The organism is Kitasatospora sp. NPDC003701, from assembly GCF_053587085.1.
The window spans coordinates 137,631-152,352 of sequence record NZ_JBSFNM010000010.1 but is presented as its reverse complement, the minus strand read 5'-3'; the positions used below and the strand labels follow the sequence as shown (position 1 = coordinate 152,352).

Sequence of the window (14,722 nt, the reverse complement as noted above, 5' to 3'; positions counted from 1 at the left end):
GCGAATGGTGTCCGACCGAATTCCCACGCACGGCGGGTCCGCGGATCCGTTCGACCGTCAGCAGTCCGCCCTCGCCGGGGCGACGGCCGATCTGGAGGCGGCGATCGCGGCCGGCGAGGCCGAGCGGACCGAGGCCGCGTTCCGGCGGCTCGGCGGGCTGCTGGGACCGGCCGGCGAGCGGGAGTCGGCCGCGGTCGGCCCGCGGCTGGCCGCACTGCTCCCGGACACGCCGCCGTTCCCCCGGGCACAGCTGGCGATGATGGTGGGCGCCTGCGTCGAGCGCGGCGCCGACCCGGTGGCCTGCGCCGACCCGGTGCTGGCGGGCCTGCGCGGGGCACTGAGCGGCGCGCTGCTGCTGGTGGAACGCTGGCAGGAGACCGGCGGCGGTGACCTGCCCGACCCGGACGAGGACGACCCGGGCCGGGCGCACGCCCGGATCGAGGACCCGGAGCGGCTGGACGAGTGGCACGCGCACCGGGCCGTGGTCGGCTGGTGGACGCTGCACCTGTGGCAGATGGCCTCCTTCGCGGTCTACTCCCACGCCGCCGTCCGCACCGCGGCCCGGGCCTCCGGCGTGACGGACGTCCTGCTCGAACTGATCGACCGCTACGGCGAGGGGCAGCACGACCTCAAGGGCCTGGTCCACCTGGCGAAGACGCTCGACGACGAGCCGCTGCTGGTGCTGGACCGCCCGAGCGGCACCGGCTACCTGCTGCGGATGGACGGCCTGACCGACAACTTCCAGTTGCACACGCTGCTCGCCGGCGTGCTGATCGGCGGCGGGCACCTGCCGGGACCGCCGCCGGACCCGGAGGTCGTCGCGCTCAGCCGGAGCGCGGAGCTGGACGGCCGCCGGCGGGTCACCGCGTACGGCTCGTTCAACCTGGTCGCGCCCGACGGGGCGTGGATCTGGAACGAGGGCACGCCCGGCGACATCCCGGTGGTGGACGGCGTCCGCACCCTGGTGCTGGACCCGCAGGCGTACGAGCGCAGTTGGTCGGCCGGCCGGTTCATCCAGCAGGTCCCGGGGGACCTGCGGCTGGAGCGCGTCCTGGCACCGGCCGAGGCCGCGGACCGGCTCTCCCGGGCGGCACCGGCCCTCCCGTTCGAGCAGGCGTTCCGCTAGGAGCGCCCGTCGGACGGGGCCGGGCCGGCGGAACGGGCTTTGAACCGGTCGGCGGAACGGCCGGCGGAACGGGCTGCGAACCGGGCGGCGGGCCGGGCGGGTTATGGTCGGACGACCCGAGGATTCTGAGGAGTGGAGTCGACGATGGCGAGGATCCCGAACGTGCTCTCGGCCGCCGCGCCCGCCGCACTGACCGCGGCCGGCGGCCTGGTCGGCGGCTACGGCGTCGCCCGTTGGACCGGCCGGCGTGAGCTGGGTGGCGCCGTCCTGGCCGTGGCCGGGGCCGGCGCCGCCGCGCAGTGGAACCGCCGCTCGGGCGCGGCCACCGCCGCCGCACTGACCGGGCTCTACGTGGCGGCCTTCGGCGGCTCGCACCCGCTGGCGAAGAAGATCGGCGCCTGGCCGTCCGTCCTCGCCGTCACCGCGGTGGTCGCCGCCGCCTCGACCGCCGCGACCGCCGTGGGCCCGCGCAAGCACTGAGCCCGCACGGAGGCCGGTCCTGCGCGGGCCGGGCCCGCGCAGGAACCGGCGCGGTCGTCCGTCAGCCGGCGGCCGCGCCGAACCGGGCCTCGAAGGCGGCCCGGTTCGCCGAGACGGGCGTGCGGTCCCAGACCGCGAACACGACCCGCTCGAAGGCCGCGCCGTACTGCGCCAGCGCCCCCTCGAAGGCCTCCGCCACCTGCGCCGGGTCGTTGCGGAACACTCCGCAGCCCCAGGCCCCCAGCACCAGCGCGCGTATCTCGTGCCGGGCCGCTGCCGCGAGCACCCGGACCGCCCGCTCGGCGAGCACGCCCCGGACGTCCACATCGGCCGAACGCAGCTCCAGCTGGCCGGCGTTGGGCGCCGGCGAGGTCAGGAAGGTCACCGGGTAGGGCCGCGCCAGCAGCTCCCCCTCCTCGCTCCGGATCACCGGGACGTCGGGCGAGACGATCACCCGGTGGCTGTACCGCAGGTCACCGGAGGCCCGGTGCGCCTCGTAGTAGTCCGGCGCCTCCAGCAGGCAGGAGTACAGCAGGGCGCTGCGGCACACGTCCTCCTCCTGGGCCCGGGCGCCGCGCAGATAGCCGCCGCCCGGGTTGCGCGCCGAGGCGAAGTTGAGCACGCCCACCCGGCCGGCACCGGCCTCCACCAGCCGCCGGGCGGCCCCGATGCTGCCCTCGGCCGTCACCTCGACGGCCGGCGCCCCGGACGCCCCCGACGCCGCCGGGCCGGGCCCGGGGGCGCCGGCCCGCAGGAGCGCGTCCAGCGCCTGCGGCGTGTACGACACCGTCCCCGCCCTGGCCGCCGCCAGTTGCTCCGCCACCCGAACGGGCTCGCCCCCGGACGCCCGGTAGCTCCCCCGCTCGGCGATCTCCTCGTTCACCACCGCCACGCCGTGCAATCTGCTGCTCATGTCGGTGACCGTACGGGAGCGGGCCTCCCCCGCGCCACAGGTTATTCTCACCGGCAGAACAACGCGGCCGGCGGGCCGGGGTTCCCGCCGGGGCGGGAACGCGGACGGGCCCGCCCCACCGAAGTGGAGCGGGCCCGTCGGGCGTCAGTGCGATGCGCTACGCGGCGTCAGTTCTTCCAGCGCGGCTTGCGGTCGTCGCGGTTGAAGCCACCGGAGTTGAAGCCACCGGGGCGGCCGCCGCGCTCGCCGTCGCGGTCACGGTTGAAGCCGCCGGAGGCCTGCGGGCGGCCACCGGAGCGGTGGTCGTCGCGGCGGGAGAACGGACGGCTGCTGCCGGCGCTGCCGCCACCGCGGTTGTCACGGTCACCGAAGGCCGGACGGTCACCGAAGGTACGGGCCGGACGGTCGCCGAAGGAACGGCCGCCGCGGTCGTCGCGGTCACGGTTGAAGCCGCCACCCGAGCGGTTGTCGCGGTCACCGAAGGAACGGCCACCACGGTCGTCACGGTTGAAGCCACCGCCGCGGTTGTCACGGTCACCGAAGGAACGGCCGCCGCGGTCGTCGCGGTTGAAGCCACCGGAGCGGCCGCCGCGGTCGTCACGGTCACGGTTGAAGCCACCGCCGCGGTTGTCACGGTCGCCGAAGGAACGGCCACCACGGTCGTCACGGTCACGGTTGAAGCCGCCACCCGAGCGGTTGTCGCGGTCACCGAAGGAACGGCCGCCGCGGTCGTCACGGTTGAAGCCACCGGAGCGGCCGCCGCGGTCGTCACGGTCACGGTTGAAGCCACCGCCGCGGTTGTCACGGTCGCCGAAGGAACGGCCACCACGGTCGTCACGGTCACGGTTGTACGCCGGGCGCTCGGTGCGCGCCTCGCGGTAGGACGGAGCCCGCTCCTCGGTCACGGCGGCGGCCGGGGCGGCCGTCTCGACGGGAGCCTCGGTGGTCTCGGCGGTCTCGGCCTCGGCGGCGGGCGCCTCGTCCTCGATGCCCAGGTCGGCCCGCTCGCGAGCGGCGCGGGCGGCCAGGCGGTCGGCCTCCTCGCGCAGCTCGGTGGCGCGGCGCTGCGCGCGCTCCAGCTGGCGGGTCATGTCGGCGAGCTCGCGCTCGGCGGCACCGGCGATGCCGGCGGCGCTCTCGGCCTGGACCTCGATCAGCGAACGGGCACCGGTGATCTTGGCGACCTCGGCGTCGAAGGCGTGGTCGAGGATGTGGCGCGAGGCGTCGACGCCCGCGTCCTCCATCAGGCGGAACACGCCGCGACGCTGGTGCGGCAGCACCAGGGTGACGACGGCGCCGGAGCGGCCGGCCCGCGCGGTGCGGCCCGAGCGGTGCAGGTAGTCCTTGTGGTCACCGGCCGGGTCCACGTTCAGGACCAGGTCGATGCCGTCGACGTGGATGCCGCGGGCGGCGACGTCGGTCGCGACGACGACGTTGACGTAGCCGTCCTTGAAGTCGCCGAGGACGCGGGTACGGGCGCCCTGGGTCATGCCGCCGTGCAGCGCGTCGGCCTTCACACCGGCCTCGATGAGCTGCTCGGCGACGCGGTCGGCGCCCATCTGGGTGCGGACGAAGATGATCGTGCGGCCCTTGCGGGCGGCGATCGCGTTGGTGATCGGCGCCTTGTCCTTGGGCTTCACCACGAGGATGTGGTGGGTCATGGTGGTGACCGCGCCGGCCGACGGGTCGACCTCGTGGGTGACCGGGTTCTTCAGGTAGCGCTTGACCAGGGTGTCGATCTCGTTCTCCAGGGTGGCGGAGAACAGCAGGCGCTGGCCGCCGGCCGGCACCTGGTCGAGGATCTCGGTGACCTCGGGCAGGAAGCCCATGTCGGCCATCTGGTCGGCCTCGTCGAGCACGACGGTCCGGACGTCGCCCAGCTTGGCGCTGCCGCGGTTCAGCAGGTCGCGCAGACGGCCGGGGGTGGCGACCAGGATGTCGACGCCGCGCTCCAGCGCGTAGATCTGGTTCGACATCGAGGTGCCGCCGCAGACGACCTTGAGCTTGAGGCCGAGCACCGAGCCGAACGGCTCCAGCGCGTCGGCCACCTGCATGGCCAGCTCGCGGGTCGGGACGAGGATCAGGCCGCGCGGGTGCTTGGGCTTGGTGCGCTCGCCGTCGGCGAGGCGGGTCAGCAGCGGCAGGCCGAAGCTGAGGGTCTTGCCGGAGCCGGTGCGGCCACGGCCCAGCACGTCCTTGCCGGCCAGGGCGTCCGGGATGGTCGCGGCCTGGATCGGGAAGGGGGTGGTGACGCCGCGCTTGGCGAGGGCACGCACGACGTCGTCGTGCAGGCCCAGGTCGCCGAAGGTGATGGTCGGCTCGGCGGGCTCGGCGCTCTCCTCGGCCGCGGCCTCGTCGGCGGCGTCCTGGTCGGCGGTGGGGTCGATGTCCTGGTCGGCGTCGATCAGCTCGACCTCGGGGGCATCGGTGGGGGTGACATCGGCGGCGGACTCGCTCGCGGGCATGGCGAAGCGGGCGTCGTCAACGAGAGACATGCAAAACCTTCCGGAAGTGGCACGCGCCAAAGTCCGGGTTCTGTTTCACAACCGCCTCTATGCGGTCAGCCACGGATCGCCGGTACGCGCCAAGGGCGCCAGATGGGAATTAGGGCGCCAGTCAAATGAATCAAACGAACGATCTACCACCATAGGCGAACCTGGGGATCAGAGGCAAATGCACTGGCCAGAGCGCTAGTGCCCGCCCGAACCGGGGCTCGGGGCCGAAGATCCGGAGTTGCCGGGCGAGGGCTCCGGGGCCGGCGTGGCGGGCGGGGCGGGCGTGGCGGGGCTGGGATCGGGGGAGGCGGACGGCCGGACGGTCGGGCTCGCCGCCGGTCCGGTGGCGGTGCCGCCGCCGGAGCGTCCGTCGCCCGAGCCACCACCGGTTCCGGCGCTGCCGCCGGTTCCTCCGCCGCCCGTACCGCCCGTGCCACCCGTGCCGGCCGTCGTCCCGCCGACGGAGGAACCGGTACCCGGGTGAGGTGCGCTGCTTGCGCTCACGCCCCCGGCAGCACCGTTCGCGCCCGGCTCGGCCTCGGGCGGCACCGCGCCCGGTGCCGCCTCCGCGCCGGCGGCCGCGGCATTCGCGCCGGGAGGCGCCTCGCCCGGCGCCGGGGTCGAGCCGGCCCCCGGCGTGTTCGCCACCTGCACGCCCCCCGGGCGCTCCGACCGCCCGGACGCACCACCCGGGCGGGCGCCGGTCGGCGTGGCCGACGCCCCGGCACCGGCCTTGCCCACCGTCCCGGCCTGCCCGACCGGCACCGTCCCGTGCTTCTCGTCCGCGCCCGGACCCACCGACATGCACCCGGTCAGGCCGAGCCCGGCCACCGCCAGCACCGCCGCCGCCCGCACCACACCGTTGCGCACCGCCACCGCCCTCGGCTCCGCCTGCCGGACCGCCACCGCCCGCACCACCACCGGCCTGTCGACCGCCGGACGGACGGCCGCCGGACGACCGGCCGAACGTTCCTCCTGAGCGCCCACCTCGCGCACCGAACGCATCGCCGCCACCGAGCTCCCTCTTCCGCTGCCCCACCCGGGCCCGGGCCGCCGCCCTCGCGCGCGGCACTTTCGGTGCCCAACGCGTGCCCCGGGCCACGGGACACGGGCGGCCCGGCAGGAAGCCCCCGAACGCCATCCGGCCGGCGCAACCCGGCCGGTTCAAACCTCCGGACGGGACCCGGACGGGTCCGGGCCCAGACCCGGACCGACCGGGCCGGACGGGACCGGCCCGCCCGGGTGCTCACCCCCAGAGCGCCGAGGCCAGCCCCGCCCCCGCGTACACCGCCGCCAGCCCCGCCGCCACGCTGCCCGCCACATTGGCCAGCGCATACCGCCCGGCCCCGCCCTCGGCCAGCCGCAGCGTCTCGTACGAGAAGGTCGAATAGGTCGTCAGCGCCCCGCAGAGCCCCGTCCCGAGCAGGAGTTGGACGTGCGAGGACGCCGCGCCGGCCGCCACCGCCCCGGTCACCAGCCCGAGCACCAGGCAGCCGGCCACGTTCACGGTGAAGGTGCCCCACGGGAACACCGAGTCGTGCCGGGTCTGCACCGCCCGGTCGGTGAGGTACCGCAGCGGCGCACCGACCACCGCCCCGACCACCACCAGCAGCCAGTTCACCGCCCCGCCCCCGCCCCGTCGCCGCCCGCCCCGCCGCCGTCCGCCCCGCCGCTGTCCGTCCCGCCGCCGCCCGCCCCGCCGCCGTCCGTTCCACTGTCGCCGTCGCCGCCACGCCCGACGTACCGGATCACCTCGCAGGGGTCGAGCACCACCAGCCCCTCCGCCACCAGCCCGTCCAGCTGCGGCAGGAAGGCCCGCACCCGCTCCTCGGCGTCCACGATCACCACCGCCACCGGCAGGTCCTCGCTCATCGACAGCAGCCGGGCCGTGTGCACCAGCGACGAAGCCCCGAACCCCTCGATCCCCCGGAACACGCTCGCCCCCGCCAGCCCGGCCGCCCGCGCCCGGTGCACGATCTCGCTGTACAGCGGGCGGTGGCGCCACCGGTCGTTCTCGCCCACCAGCACGGTCAGCCGCAGCGCCGGCCCGGTCAGCCGCGTCACCCCGACCACCGCGCCCCGCGCAGGACCAGACGGCGCGTCAAGCCGGCCGCCGCCCAGACCGCGGTCAGCGCCACCAGCAGCGTCAGCCCCAGGTACGCCGCCCCGGCACCGGGCCGGCCCTGCGCCACCAACTGCCGGATGTCCACCGCGTACGTCGAGAAGGTCGTGAACCCGCCCAGCACCCCGGTGCCGAAGAACGGCCGCAGCAGCGGATGCGCGGGCCGGCCCTCGGTGATCACCACCAGGAAGACCCCGATCACCGCGCAGCCGGTCCCGTTCACCGCCAGCGTCGTCCACGGGAAGCCCCCCGGCCCGGTCGGCCAGAGCAGCCCGGCCCCGTACCGGGCCGACGCCCCGATCGCCCCGCCCAGCGCCACCACCGCCACGGCGGGTCCCTGCCCGCGCAGCACCGGCGCCCGGCGCGGCGGCACCGCCGCGGGCTCCGTCCGCAGCGCGCCGCCCGCCCCGCCCGCGCCCGCCACGCCGTCCACCGCGTCCACCGCGTCCTCCGAGGTCGCCATGGGCCCATGAAACACCGGCCGCCACCGCCTGGCACACCGTCACCCCAGACCCGACAATGATCCGGTGGAGATGACCCGGGAAGAGTTCGAGACGCTGGTCAGTGACGCCCTCGACCAGATTCCCCCGAAGCTCGCGGCCATGATGGACAACGTGGCGGTGTTCGTCGAGGACGAACCCGACCCCGCCGACCCGGAGCTCCTGGGCCTCTACGAGGGCACCCCGCTCACCGAGCGCGGCGAGTGGTACGCGGGCGTCCTGCCCGATCGGATCATCATCTACCGGGGCCCGACCCTGCGGCACTGCGAGACCCGCGAGCAGGTGGTCGAGGAGGTCCGCACCACGGTCATCCACGAGGTCGCCCACCACTTCGGCTTCGACGACCACGAGCTCGACGAACTCGGGTGGTCCTGACCGGCCCGTCGGGCCCGTCCACCCGCCCGGCCCAAACCCGTTTTGGCGATCCGCCCGACATCCCATATGCTTCTCGACGTCCCCGAACGCTGGAAACAGCGGGACAGGCCGCAAGCCCTCATCGTCTAGTGGCCCAGGACGCCGCCCTTTCAAGGCGGTAGCACGGGTTCGAATCCCGTTGGGGGCACAGCAGTACCGTAGTAAAGTGCAGTGCGCAAGACCTAGCAAGACCTCAGTGGAGCAATCCACACAAGGTCCCGTGGAGCAGTTGGTTAGCTCGCCACCCTGTCAAGGTGGAGGTCGCGGGTTCAAGTCCCGTCGGGATCGCTCGTCTCGCAAGAGACGGTGCAGTACGGCCAGGTAGCTCAGTTGGTACGAGCGTCCGCCTGAAAAGCGGAAGGTCGCCGGTTCGACCCCGGCCCTGGCCACCGTACTGGGAAGGCCCCGGAGAGTTCGCTCTCCGGGGCCTTCTGCGTGCCGCTTACCCCAATCGTTACCCCAACGGCTCAGGAGAGCCGGTCGCTGAGGGACCCGAGGGCCTTGCGCTGCTCGTCCAGCGACGCGTGGGCGTAGACCTTCACCGTCACCCCGATGTCGCTGTGGCCGGCGATCTGCCGGACGATGTGCGGCGGGACTCCGAGGTCCAGCAGCAGAGTCACGCAGGTGTGGCGCAGATCATGGAAGCGGAGCGTGAGCCCAAGGCGGTCCCGGAGCGGGTACCAGCTCCGCCAGCACCTCACGGGCGACATCGGTGCGGGCCTGGTACTCGTCGGTGCTCTCGCCGGCCACGCCGCCGAACAGCGCGTCGAACGGCGCGTTGTCGACGCCGAGCGCCAACTCAGCGAACTCCCGGGCCGAAACCGCCCGTTGACCTGCAACAATCGACTTCACGGGTTCACCTGTTGCTCGATGGGGTGTGGACCCGAGGGCCGCCGCGCGCCCGGCCAAGGAATGCGCGGCGGCCCATCTCAGGTCCAAGAACGCAGCCCCGACGCGAATGCGCGGCGTGCTGCACGTGGACGGGGAGGGAGTCGCACCCTCGCCCCCGCGGGGGCCCACTACGGGCCGTCCGTGGTCTGCCGTCCGCCTTCTCCCCAGACACCTCCCTTCACGGGGCACTCGGCGGGACCTATGGAGTTGTCAAGGAACCAGCACTTCCTTCAGGGGGCTGTCACCCCACCCCTCCAGGTGCGTTCATGCAGGTCAGAGCAGCCCAAAGAAAGCCCTCCGTGACGCTTCCGCTTCTCTCGGTTGCGACACTCTCAACATAAAGAACCTGCCTAGGCAGATCAAGAGAGTTGGGTTTCTCGCGTCTGTTGGGCATCTGCCTTAGCATTGGCGCATGGCCCTAGACCCGGATGACTCGCGCCCCCCGTATCAGCAGGTCAGCAGCTCTCTGCGGGCCTCGATCCTCACCAAAAAGCCAGGCTTCGAGACCGGCGACAAACTTCCTTCCGGCCCCGAGTTGGCGAAGCACTTCGGCGTGGCACGCGGCACCGTCGACAAGGCGCTGGACCTGCTCCGTACCGAGGGGCTGATCGTGACCAGGCAGGGAAGCGGCTCCTTCGTCCGGGAGCGCACCTCTCGGCCGGTCGGACTCCGGCCCCATCTCGAAGCGGCCTTCGAGCAGCAGCAGGTGACTCTGGACTTCGCCGGCTTCTCCAGCGAGACACTGCACAACGCACTGCAGGAGCCGCTGGACAAGGTCCGCTCCGGCCGGCTCACCCCGGAGTCCATTACCGTGCGCCTCCTGCTGCCGGACACCACGGAGCCGATGGCCGTTCCCGTGCTGATCGACGGGCTCAAGGACGAGGTGGTGCTTCGAGAACGGGCACGCAACATCGCCTTGACCAACGCCGGCGGCATCGCCCACTCAGTGGAAGTGCTGGCGGAGCTAGGGCTAGTCCAGTCAGCGAGCGTCCAGGTCAAGGTCCACCGGGCGTCGAGCTTGTTCAAGCTGTACATCCTGAACCGGTCGGAAGCCTTCTTCGGCTTCTATCCGCTGCGTGAGCGGACCATCGCGGTGGACGGCACGGACCACACGTTCTACGACGTGACGGGCAAGGACACCACCCTGTTCCACCACGCCGCCCGCCCGGATGACGCCTCGCTCGGATCGCAGTACGTCCAGCAGGCTCAGATGTGGTTCGATAGTGTGTGGTCCACCATCGCCTACGAGCGTCAGCCATGAATACGGCTCCCCAGTCGCTCGCAGACGTACTCCGGCCGGTGAAGCACGTGCTACTCGACTTCGACGGCCCGGTCTGCTCCGTCTTCGCGGGGCTGTCCGCCCCGAAGGTTGCACAACGACTCCGCGAGGGCCTGCTCGCCACCGGCGAGCAGGCCCCGGCCGGGGCCGAAGGCGAGTCAGACCCGCTCGCACTGCTCCGCCTGATCTCGGATGCCCGACCAGACCTCACGGCCAGCATGGACGAGGCGCTGGCGGTGCTGGAGACTGAAGCGGTTCGGGTCGGCCGGCCGAACGCGGGCGGAGAATCGGTTCTGCGAGCCTGCCTTGGCTCTGGTCGGCTGGTCTCGATGGTCAGTAACAATTCAAGTACTTCCATCAAGACCTACCTCGCCAGGCGTGGCCTAAGCGATTACGTGACAGGCATTTTCGGGCGGACTCTAGGTGAACCGTCGTCCATGAAACCAAACCCGCGCCTCCTGCTGGAAGCCATGACAGCTGCGGACACCAAAGCAGAGAACTGCATCTTCATCGGTGACGCAGCTCGCGATGTAGAAGCCGGGAAAGCAGCTGGCGTTCCCACGATCGGCTACGCCAACAAGCCAGGAAAAGACGCAAAGCTAGCTGCTGCCGGTGCCGTCGCGATCGTAAGTTCAATGCAGCTAATTGCCGATGCCATCAATCGATCCGCGTGAGGCGTGAAATCTAAGCTCGGACTATTGCCAGCATCGATTCGAGGCGCCACTAAGCCGACCGAGCAACCACCTATTACATCAGGGCCCGACCCACGTAAGGAGGTTGGATCAGTTGAGTGACGCTGTGAACGAGCCGCTACCTCGCTGAGCCGACGGCACGCTACGACTAGGGGTGTCCCTGTGGCACGCCTTCCCAAGTGTCGCCCCAAAGAGATGCCGTGTCAGCCCAACGCTGACACGGCACCTATGGCCCACGTGATCTAGATGTCTCCGCCGACCACCCCGTGCGGAGAATTCTTCCTCGGCAAATCGGCTGCACTCTCAATGAATGGATTTATTAGCGAGAGGAGAGGAGCCGGAACACCGAGCTTCATCGCAGAACTATGAACAGCCTCTCGAAGGTACGGGTACAATACGGTGACTCCAACCTTGTCGGTAAACTCCCGCTCAAGACCTTCCCCCCATGAGCACTTGTCTCCGACAGAGAAAACCGCCACCGCGTCGGCCACAAACGATGCGCTGTCGGACGCAACTTGCAGTCGACACCGAACCTCGATCGTATCGTCGCCATCGGCCCGAAACCACGCCATCATTGGAGTGGTAATACTCGACCGATCTTCAGATTCGGGACCTAGTTCCCTTTTTGCTGCCACCTCAAGGAAAACGACATCCCTGAGTTCGGTGGATTCAATCATGTCAGCCAAGGACTTGAGCCGCCGGCTACGACGTGTCTCGCTCATCGGACCCGCACCGACCTGTGCTCCTGCCCCGTCCACTCCCGCGTGAGCCGACCGTGGTCCCGTTCACGCACTGCGACCCGCACAGGCACCTCAGTAGCCAGGCGCCAAGCAGGTGCAAGCGCGGCTCCAGGATGACCGACCATGCTGTGCAATCGCACGCCCACAGCGCGCGCATAGCGCTGCAAGGTTGAGTAGCGAGCGTCGCCCCCAACGCGCTCAAAGTTGGAGATCGTCGACTGTGTGGTGCCCATGCGCTCAGCGACGTCCTGTTGGGACAGCCCCCGCTTCCTTCGCATCACGACAAGTGCCTCAACGAGGTCGGCGTAGTCCTCGGAGTCTTCAAGCGCCGCTGCGGTGTGGGGGTCATCTGGGTCGATGCCGAGCAGGTCATCCAATGTAGGTGCCATGTCTTCCTCCCCTCCTACTCTCCCAAGAGTATCGCCCAAAAGCGATACGGAGAACCTTAAAGTCACTCCTTCGCGCGACGCTCCTGCCAGTCCGCGAGACGCTTCCTGGCTGCATTGAGATCGTTTGAGGGGGTCTGCTGCGACTTCTTCTGGAAGAAAGCGAGGCCGAGGAGGACCAGGCCGCCTTCTTCCTCGGCGTAGAGCAGCCTGAAGATCCGCTGGTGGCCGCTGAGACGGACCTCCAGCATGCCCTTGCCAAGGTTCTTCACATCACCAGGCAAGGTCTGGCGGTCTACGACACGCTGCATGAGGGTTCGGAGCTTCGCACTCTCAGGGGTGCTGAGCTGGCACTTCGCGAGTTCCTTCTTGACGGGGGTGGACCCGTCTGAACCCTCGTAGAACTCCCAAGCCCGCTCCAAGTTCCCACCCCTGCTCGCCGCACATGCCAGCGTCCTTGATTCTAAGCCCTGTTGACGACTTAGGGCCGTCCAAGAACACCCTCACCCTCCCCTGCGCACGCTCAGGCCTACGGCATCCCTCAGACCCACCACACCTTCGGGCTACGCCAGCACGTACGCCAACAGGAACGAACACTGGTGCACGGCACCGGACGGGCGGGTCGCCGCTCCGCGGCGAAGAGACACAGACGCAACCGTCAAAGGTGGTTCCCCAGCGGCCTGAAAAGCGGAAGGTCGCCGGTTCGACCCCGGCCCTGGCCACCGTACTGGGAAGGCCCCGGAGAGTTCGCTCTCCGGGGCCTTCTGCGTGCTCGGTGCGTGACCGGCTCGGCTGAGCCGGTCACGCCGTGCGGGTCGTCCTGCCCGCGCCCGTGCCTCCCCGACCACCGGCCGGGTAGGCACGGGGAGGCGCGGGGAGGCACCGGCGCGTCCGCGTGTCAGGCGTTGCGGCGCAGGCGGCGGGCGACGAGGACCGCGCCGGCACCGAGGGTGGCGAGGACGGCGGCGACGACGGCCGGGACGGTGGAGGATCCGGAGCCGGTGGCGGCGAGTTCACCCGTGCCCGGCGCGGCCGGGGCGGAGGCCTGCGAGGCCGGGGCAGCCGGAGCGACTGCGGCGGGAGCGACCGCGGCGGGAGCGGCCGGGGCCGCGGGGGCCTCGGCAGCGACCGGCTTGGCGTCGGTCACGGGCTTGGCGGCCGGCTTGACGGGTGCCTCGACGGGTGCCTTGACGGGTGCCTTGGCGGCCGGCTTGGCCGCCGCCGTCCCGGTGGCCGGCTTGGCGGGCGCCTCGGTCGCCTTGACGACCTTGACGGTGCTCCCCGCCGCGCACAGGGTGGTCCCGCTGAACGGCGTGGCGCCCTCGTTGACGAAGACGCACGGGTTGATCTCGGTCGCCCCCAGCGGCGTGCTCGCGTCGTAGGACACGCGGACCTTGGTCACCAGGGTCTTCCCGGCGCCGATGCCGGAGTTGCGGCCCTGCAGGTAGACACCGGCCAGGTCGTCGGCGGCTCCGCCGGACACCTTCTTCAGCGTGGTCCACGTCCCGTCCGCCTTGCGGACCTGCACGGTGGCGTGGGGGTCGCTGAAGAGCACGTTGCCGAGGTTGACGTAGCCGGACGGCGTGGGGTTGGCCAGGACGGCGTCGAACTCGATCGGCGCCCCGCCGGCGACCGCCGTGGCGGGCACCGAACCGAGCGAGGTCCGGATGGACTCGACCTTGACCGTCTTCACCTGCTCGGCCAGCTTCACCCACGACCCCGGCGCGACCACGGCGGAACGCAGCGCGATGGAGCGGAAGCCGCCGTTGCTGGCCCCCTGGTGGGGCAGGCCCATCGGGGCACCGATCCGCAGGTTCAGCGTCAGCGTCTTGCCGGCCTGGACGGTGATGCCGTGCACCATGCCGTCGTAGGTGGCCGCCTCGGCGTCCTGGTGGAAGTCCAGCGGCACCGACTTCCAGGCGCCGTCGGCGGGGTCCTTGTAGTCGATCGTGATCGCGTCCGACGGCGTGCCCGGCTCGCTCGTGGTCTCCAGGACGAGCGCGAAGGTGGTGGCCTCGGTGCCGGTGTTGGTGATCTTCTCGGTGAACGCGACCGGCTGCCCGGCGAAACCGACCGCCGTCGGCGCCTGGACCGACAGCGTCGCCTTCTTCACGCCCTCGGCGAAGGCGGCCTGCGCCGGGACGGCGAGCGAGCCGCCGAGCGCGACGACCCCGAGTGTGGCGGCGACGGCGACGGCGCGGCGCGGACGGCGGACACGGGTGACGCTGGACATGGTTCCCCCTGGAACGTGATTGCGGGCACGCCGAATACCGGGTCGGCGGCGCCGTCTTGGACTGGTGGGTGAGTGGCTGAGGCGGCCCGTGAACCACGGGTCACGGGCGAAAGTCCCCCCGCCTTCGGAAGGTGGCCCCCTTCCGTGCCTCTCACTTGATTGGACGTGTGGCCCCCGCCGGGGTTGCAGGTGGGTTCGAAGAATTTTCGGACCGTTCTCGCGCACCGGTTCCACCGCAGGTCAGCGGCCGTCCGCCGGCGAGCCGATCGCGCGCCGACCGCGGGCGGACCGCTGCCGGACCGACCGGCCCCGGTGCGGACCGTCGCCCGGCGGCCCGACCGGCGTGACCGGCACCGGGGAGGCAAACGACCGGCAACTCCGGGCGGATCGGAAGCTTCCGGTCAGCGGGACCGCCGTCGGGTTCCAGCAGTTCGGGCCCGTCCGGGCCGCC

At 71.5% G+C, this 14,722-nt stretch carries 17 protein-coding genes and 3 tRNA genes; 8 read left to right on the top strand and 12 right to left on the bottom strand.

What is annotated here, in order from left to right:
• Positions 1-4: 4 nt before the first annotated feature.
• Both ACWDRR_RS12820 and ACWDRR_RS12815 read left to right on the top strand, forming a co-directional pair.
• Complete coding sequence (locus ACWDRR_RS12820) at positions 5-1,126, top strand: hypothetical protein (protein WP_449772195.1); 1,122 nt, start codon at positions 5-7, stop codon at positions 1,124-1,126.
• Positions 1,127-1,270: 144 nt separating this feature from the next.
• Positions 1,271-1,606 carry a hypothetical protein gene (locus ACWDRR_RS12815; protein WP_449772194.1) on the top strand — a complete coding sequence of 112 codons (336 nt, stop codon included), beginning with the start codon at positions 1,271-1,273 and terminating at the stop codon, positions 1,604-1,606.
• 61 nt (positions 1,607-1,667) lie between these two features.
• Here ACWDRR_RS12815 and ACWDRR_RS12810 read toward each other — a convergent pair whose 3' ends face one another.
• From ACWDRR_RS12810 to ACWDRR_RS12785, 6 genes are all read right to left on the bottom strand, one after another.
• Positions 1,668-2,519, bottom strand: a complete 852-nt coding sequence (locus tag ACWDRR_RS12810; protein WP_449772193.1) for a TIGR02452 family protein — start codon at positions 2,517-2,519, stop codon at positions 1,668-1,670.
• Between the two features lie 167 nt (positions 2,520-2,686).
• Complete coding sequence (locus tag ACWDRR_RS12805) at positions 2,687-5,014, bottom strand: DEAD/DEAH box helicase (protein WP_449772192.1); 2,328 nt, start codon at positions 5,012-5,014, stop codon at positions 2,687-2,689.
• Positions 5,015-5,209: 195 nt separating this feature from the next.
• On the bottom strand, positions 5,210-6,028 hold the full coding sequence (locus ACWDRR_RS12800; RefSeq protein WP_449772191.1) for a hypothetical protein: 819 nt from the start codon (positions 6,026-6,028) through the stop codon (positions 5,210-5,212).
• A gap of 232 nt (positions 6,029-6,260) precedes the next feature.
• The gene (crcB, locus tag ACWDRR_RS12795; protein ID WP_449772190.1) at positions 6,261-6,635 is read right to left on the bottom strand and encodes a fluoride efflux transporter CrcB; all 375 of its coding nucleotides are present in this window, start codon (positions 6,633-6,635) and stop codon (positions 6,261-6,263) included.
• A complete protein-coding gene (locus ACWDRR_RS12790) occupies positions 6,632-7,078 on the bottom strand; it encodes a DUF190 domain-containing protein (protein ID WP_449772189.1) in 447 nt (148 codons plus the stop codon). The genes crcB and ACWDRR_RS12790 overlap by 4 nt, the downstream gene beginning before the upstream one ends.
• On the bottom strand, positions 7,075-7,599 hold the full coding sequence (locus ACWDRR_RS12785; protein ID WP_449772188.1) for a fluoride efflux transporter FluC: 525 nt from the start codon (positions 7,597-7,599) through the stop codon (positions 7,075-7,077). Before ACWDRR_RS12785 ends, ACWDRR_RS12790 begins: the two co-directional genes overlap by 4 nt.
• 70 nt (positions 7,600-7,669) lie before the next feature.
• Here ACWDRR_RS12785 and ACWDRR_RS12780 point away from each other — a divergent pair, with 70 nt between their 5' ends.
• The 4 genes from ACWDRR_RS12780 (at position 7,670) to ACWDRR_RS12765 (ending at position 8,439) form a co-directional block, all read left to right on the top strand.
• Positions 7,670-8,011 carry a metallopeptidase family protein gene (locus ACWDRR_RS12780; RefSeq protein ID WP_387884104.1) on the top strand — a complete coding sequence of 114 codons (342 nt, stop codon included), beginning with the start codon at positions 7,670-7,672 and terminating at the stop codon, positions 8,009-8,011.
• 114 nt (positions 8,012-8,125) lie between these two features.
• Positions 8,126-8,198, top strand: a tRNA-Glu gene (locus tag ACWDRR_RS12775).
• 66 nt (positions 8,199-8,264) lie between these two features.
• Positions 8,265-8,338, top strand: a tRNA-Asp gene (locus tag ACWDRR_RS12770).
• 27 nt (positions 8,339-8,365) lie between these two features.
• Positions 8,366-8,439: transfer RNA gene (locus tag ACWDRR_RS12765), tRNA-Phe, on the top strand.
• Between the two features lie 78 nt (positions 8,440-8,517).
• On the opposite strand, the gene ACWDRR_RS12760 is transcribed toward ACWDRR_RS12765, so the two are convergent.
• Together ACWDRR_RS12760 and ACWDRR_RS12755 are read right to left on the bottom strand one after the other, a co-directional pair.
• Complete coding sequence (locus tag ACWDRR_RS12760; RefSeq protein ID WP_449772187.1) at positions 8,518-8,760, bottom strand: tyrosine-type recombinase/integrase; 243 nt, start codon at positions 8,758-8,760, stop codon at positions 8,518-8,520.
• Positions 8,687-8,902, bottom strand: coding sequence for a hypothetical protein (locus tag ACWDRR_RS12755; protein WP_449772247.1), 216 nt, complete (start codon positions 8,900-8,902; stop codon positions 8,687-8,689). Before ACWDRR_RS12755 ends, ACWDRR_RS12760 begins: the two co-directional genes overlap by 74 nt.
• A gap of 451 nt (positions 8,903-9,353) precedes the next feature.
• On the opposite strand from ACWDRR_RS12755, the gene ACWDRR_RS12750 reads away from it, so the two are divergent.
• Together ACWDRR_RS12750 and ACWDRR_RS12745 are read left to right on the top strand one after the other, a co-directional pair.
• Positions 9,354-10,202, top strand: coding sequence for a GntR family transcriptional regulator (locus ACWDRR_RS12750; RefSeq protein WP_449772186.1), 849 nt, complete (start codon positions 9,354-9,356; stop codon positions 10,200-10,202).
• Between the two features lie 38 nt (positions 10,203-10,240).
• Positions 10,241-10,894, top strand: coding sequence for an HAD family hydrolase (locus ACWDRR_RS12745; protein ID WP_449772185.1), 654 nt, complete (start codon positions 10,241-10,243; stop codon positions 10,892-10,894).
• Positions 10,895-11,154: 260 nt separating this feature from the next.
• Here ACWDRR_RS12745 and ACWDRR_RS12740 read toward each other — a convergent pair whose 3' ends face one another.
• The 4 genes from ACWDRR_RS12740 to ACWDRR_RS12725 form a co-directional block, all read right to left on the bottom strand.
• A complete protein-coding gene (locus ACWDRR_RS12740; protein ID WP_449772184.1) occupies positions 11,155-11,589 on the bottom strand; it encodes a hypothetical protein in 435 nt (144 codons plus the stop codon).
• A gap of 41 nt (positions 11,590-11,630) precedes the next feature.
• Positions 11,631-11,930, bottom strand: coding sequence for a helix-turn-helix domain-containing protein (locus tag ACWDRR_RS12735; RefSeq protein ID WP_449772242.1), 300 nt, complete (start codon positions 11,928-11,930; stop codon positions 11,631-11,633).
• A gap of 173 nt (positions 11,931-12,103) precedes the next feature.
• Positions 12,104-12,460, bottom strand: coding sequence for a type II toxin-antitoxin system RelE/ParE family toxin (locus ACWDRR_RS12730; RefSeq protein WP_449772183.1), 357 nt, complete (start codon positions 12,458-12,460; stop codon positions 12,104-12,106).
• Positions 12,461-12,936: 476 nt separating this feature from the next.
• Positions 12,937-14,271, bottom strand: coding sequence for a hypothetical protein (locus tag ACWDRR_RS12725; RefSeq protein ID WP_449772182.1), 1,335 nt, complete (start codon positions 14,269-14,271; stop codon positions 12,937-12,939).
• Between the last annotated feature and the right edge of the window lie 451 nt (positions 14,272-14,722).

Excerpts from the sequence above, each read along its gene's own strand:
- ACWDRR_RS12750 (WP_449772186.1), top strand. The coding sequence starts at position 9,354 with ATGGCCCTAGACCCGGATGACTCGCGCCCCCCGTATCAGCAGGTCAGC.
- ACWDRR_RS12780 (WP_387884104.1), top strand. The coding sequence starts at position 7,670 with ATGACCCGGGAAGAGTTCGAGACGCTGGTCAGTGACGCCCTCGACCAG.
- ACWDRR_RS12725 (WP_449772182.1), bottom strand. The coding sequence starts at position 14,271 with ATGTCCAGCGTCACCCGTGTCCGCCGTCCGCGCCGCGCCGTCGCCGTC.
- ACWDRR_RS12815 (WP_449772194.1), top strand. The coding sequence starts at position 1,271 with ATGGCGAGGATCCCGAACGTGCTCTCGGCCGCCGCGCCCGCCGCACTG.
- ACWDRR_RS12760 (WP_449772187.1), bottom strand. The coding sequence starts at position 8,760 with ATGTCGCCCGTGAGGTGCTGGCGGAGCTGGTACCCGCTCCGGGACCGC.
- ACWDRR_RS12805 (WP_449772192.1), bottom strand. The coding sequence starts at position 5,014 with ATGTCTCTCGTTGACGACGCCCGCTTCGCCATGCCCGCGAGCGAGTCC.
- ACWDRR_RS12740 (WP_449772184.1), bottom strand. The coding sequence starts at position 11,589 with ATGATTGAATCCACCGAACTCAGGGATGTCGTTTTCCTTGAGGTGGCA.
- ACWDRR_RS12810 (WP_449772193.1), bottom strand. The coding sequence starts at position 2,519 with ATGAGCAGCAGATTGCACGGCGTGGCGGTGGTGAACGAGGAGATCGCC.
- ACWDRR_RS12820 (WP_449772195.1), top strand. The coding sequence starts at position 5 with ATGGTGTCCGACCGAATTCCCACGCACGGCGGGTCCGCGGATCCGTTC.
- ACWDRR_RS12785 (WP_449772188.1), bottom strand. The coding sequence starts at position 7,599 with ATGGCGACCTCGGAGGACGCGGTGGACGCGGTGGACGGCGTGGCGGGC.
- ACWDRR_RS12735 (WP_449772242.1), bottom strand. The coding sequence starts at position 11,930 with ATGCGAAGGAAGCGGGGGCTGTCCCAACAGGACGTCGCTGAGCGCATG.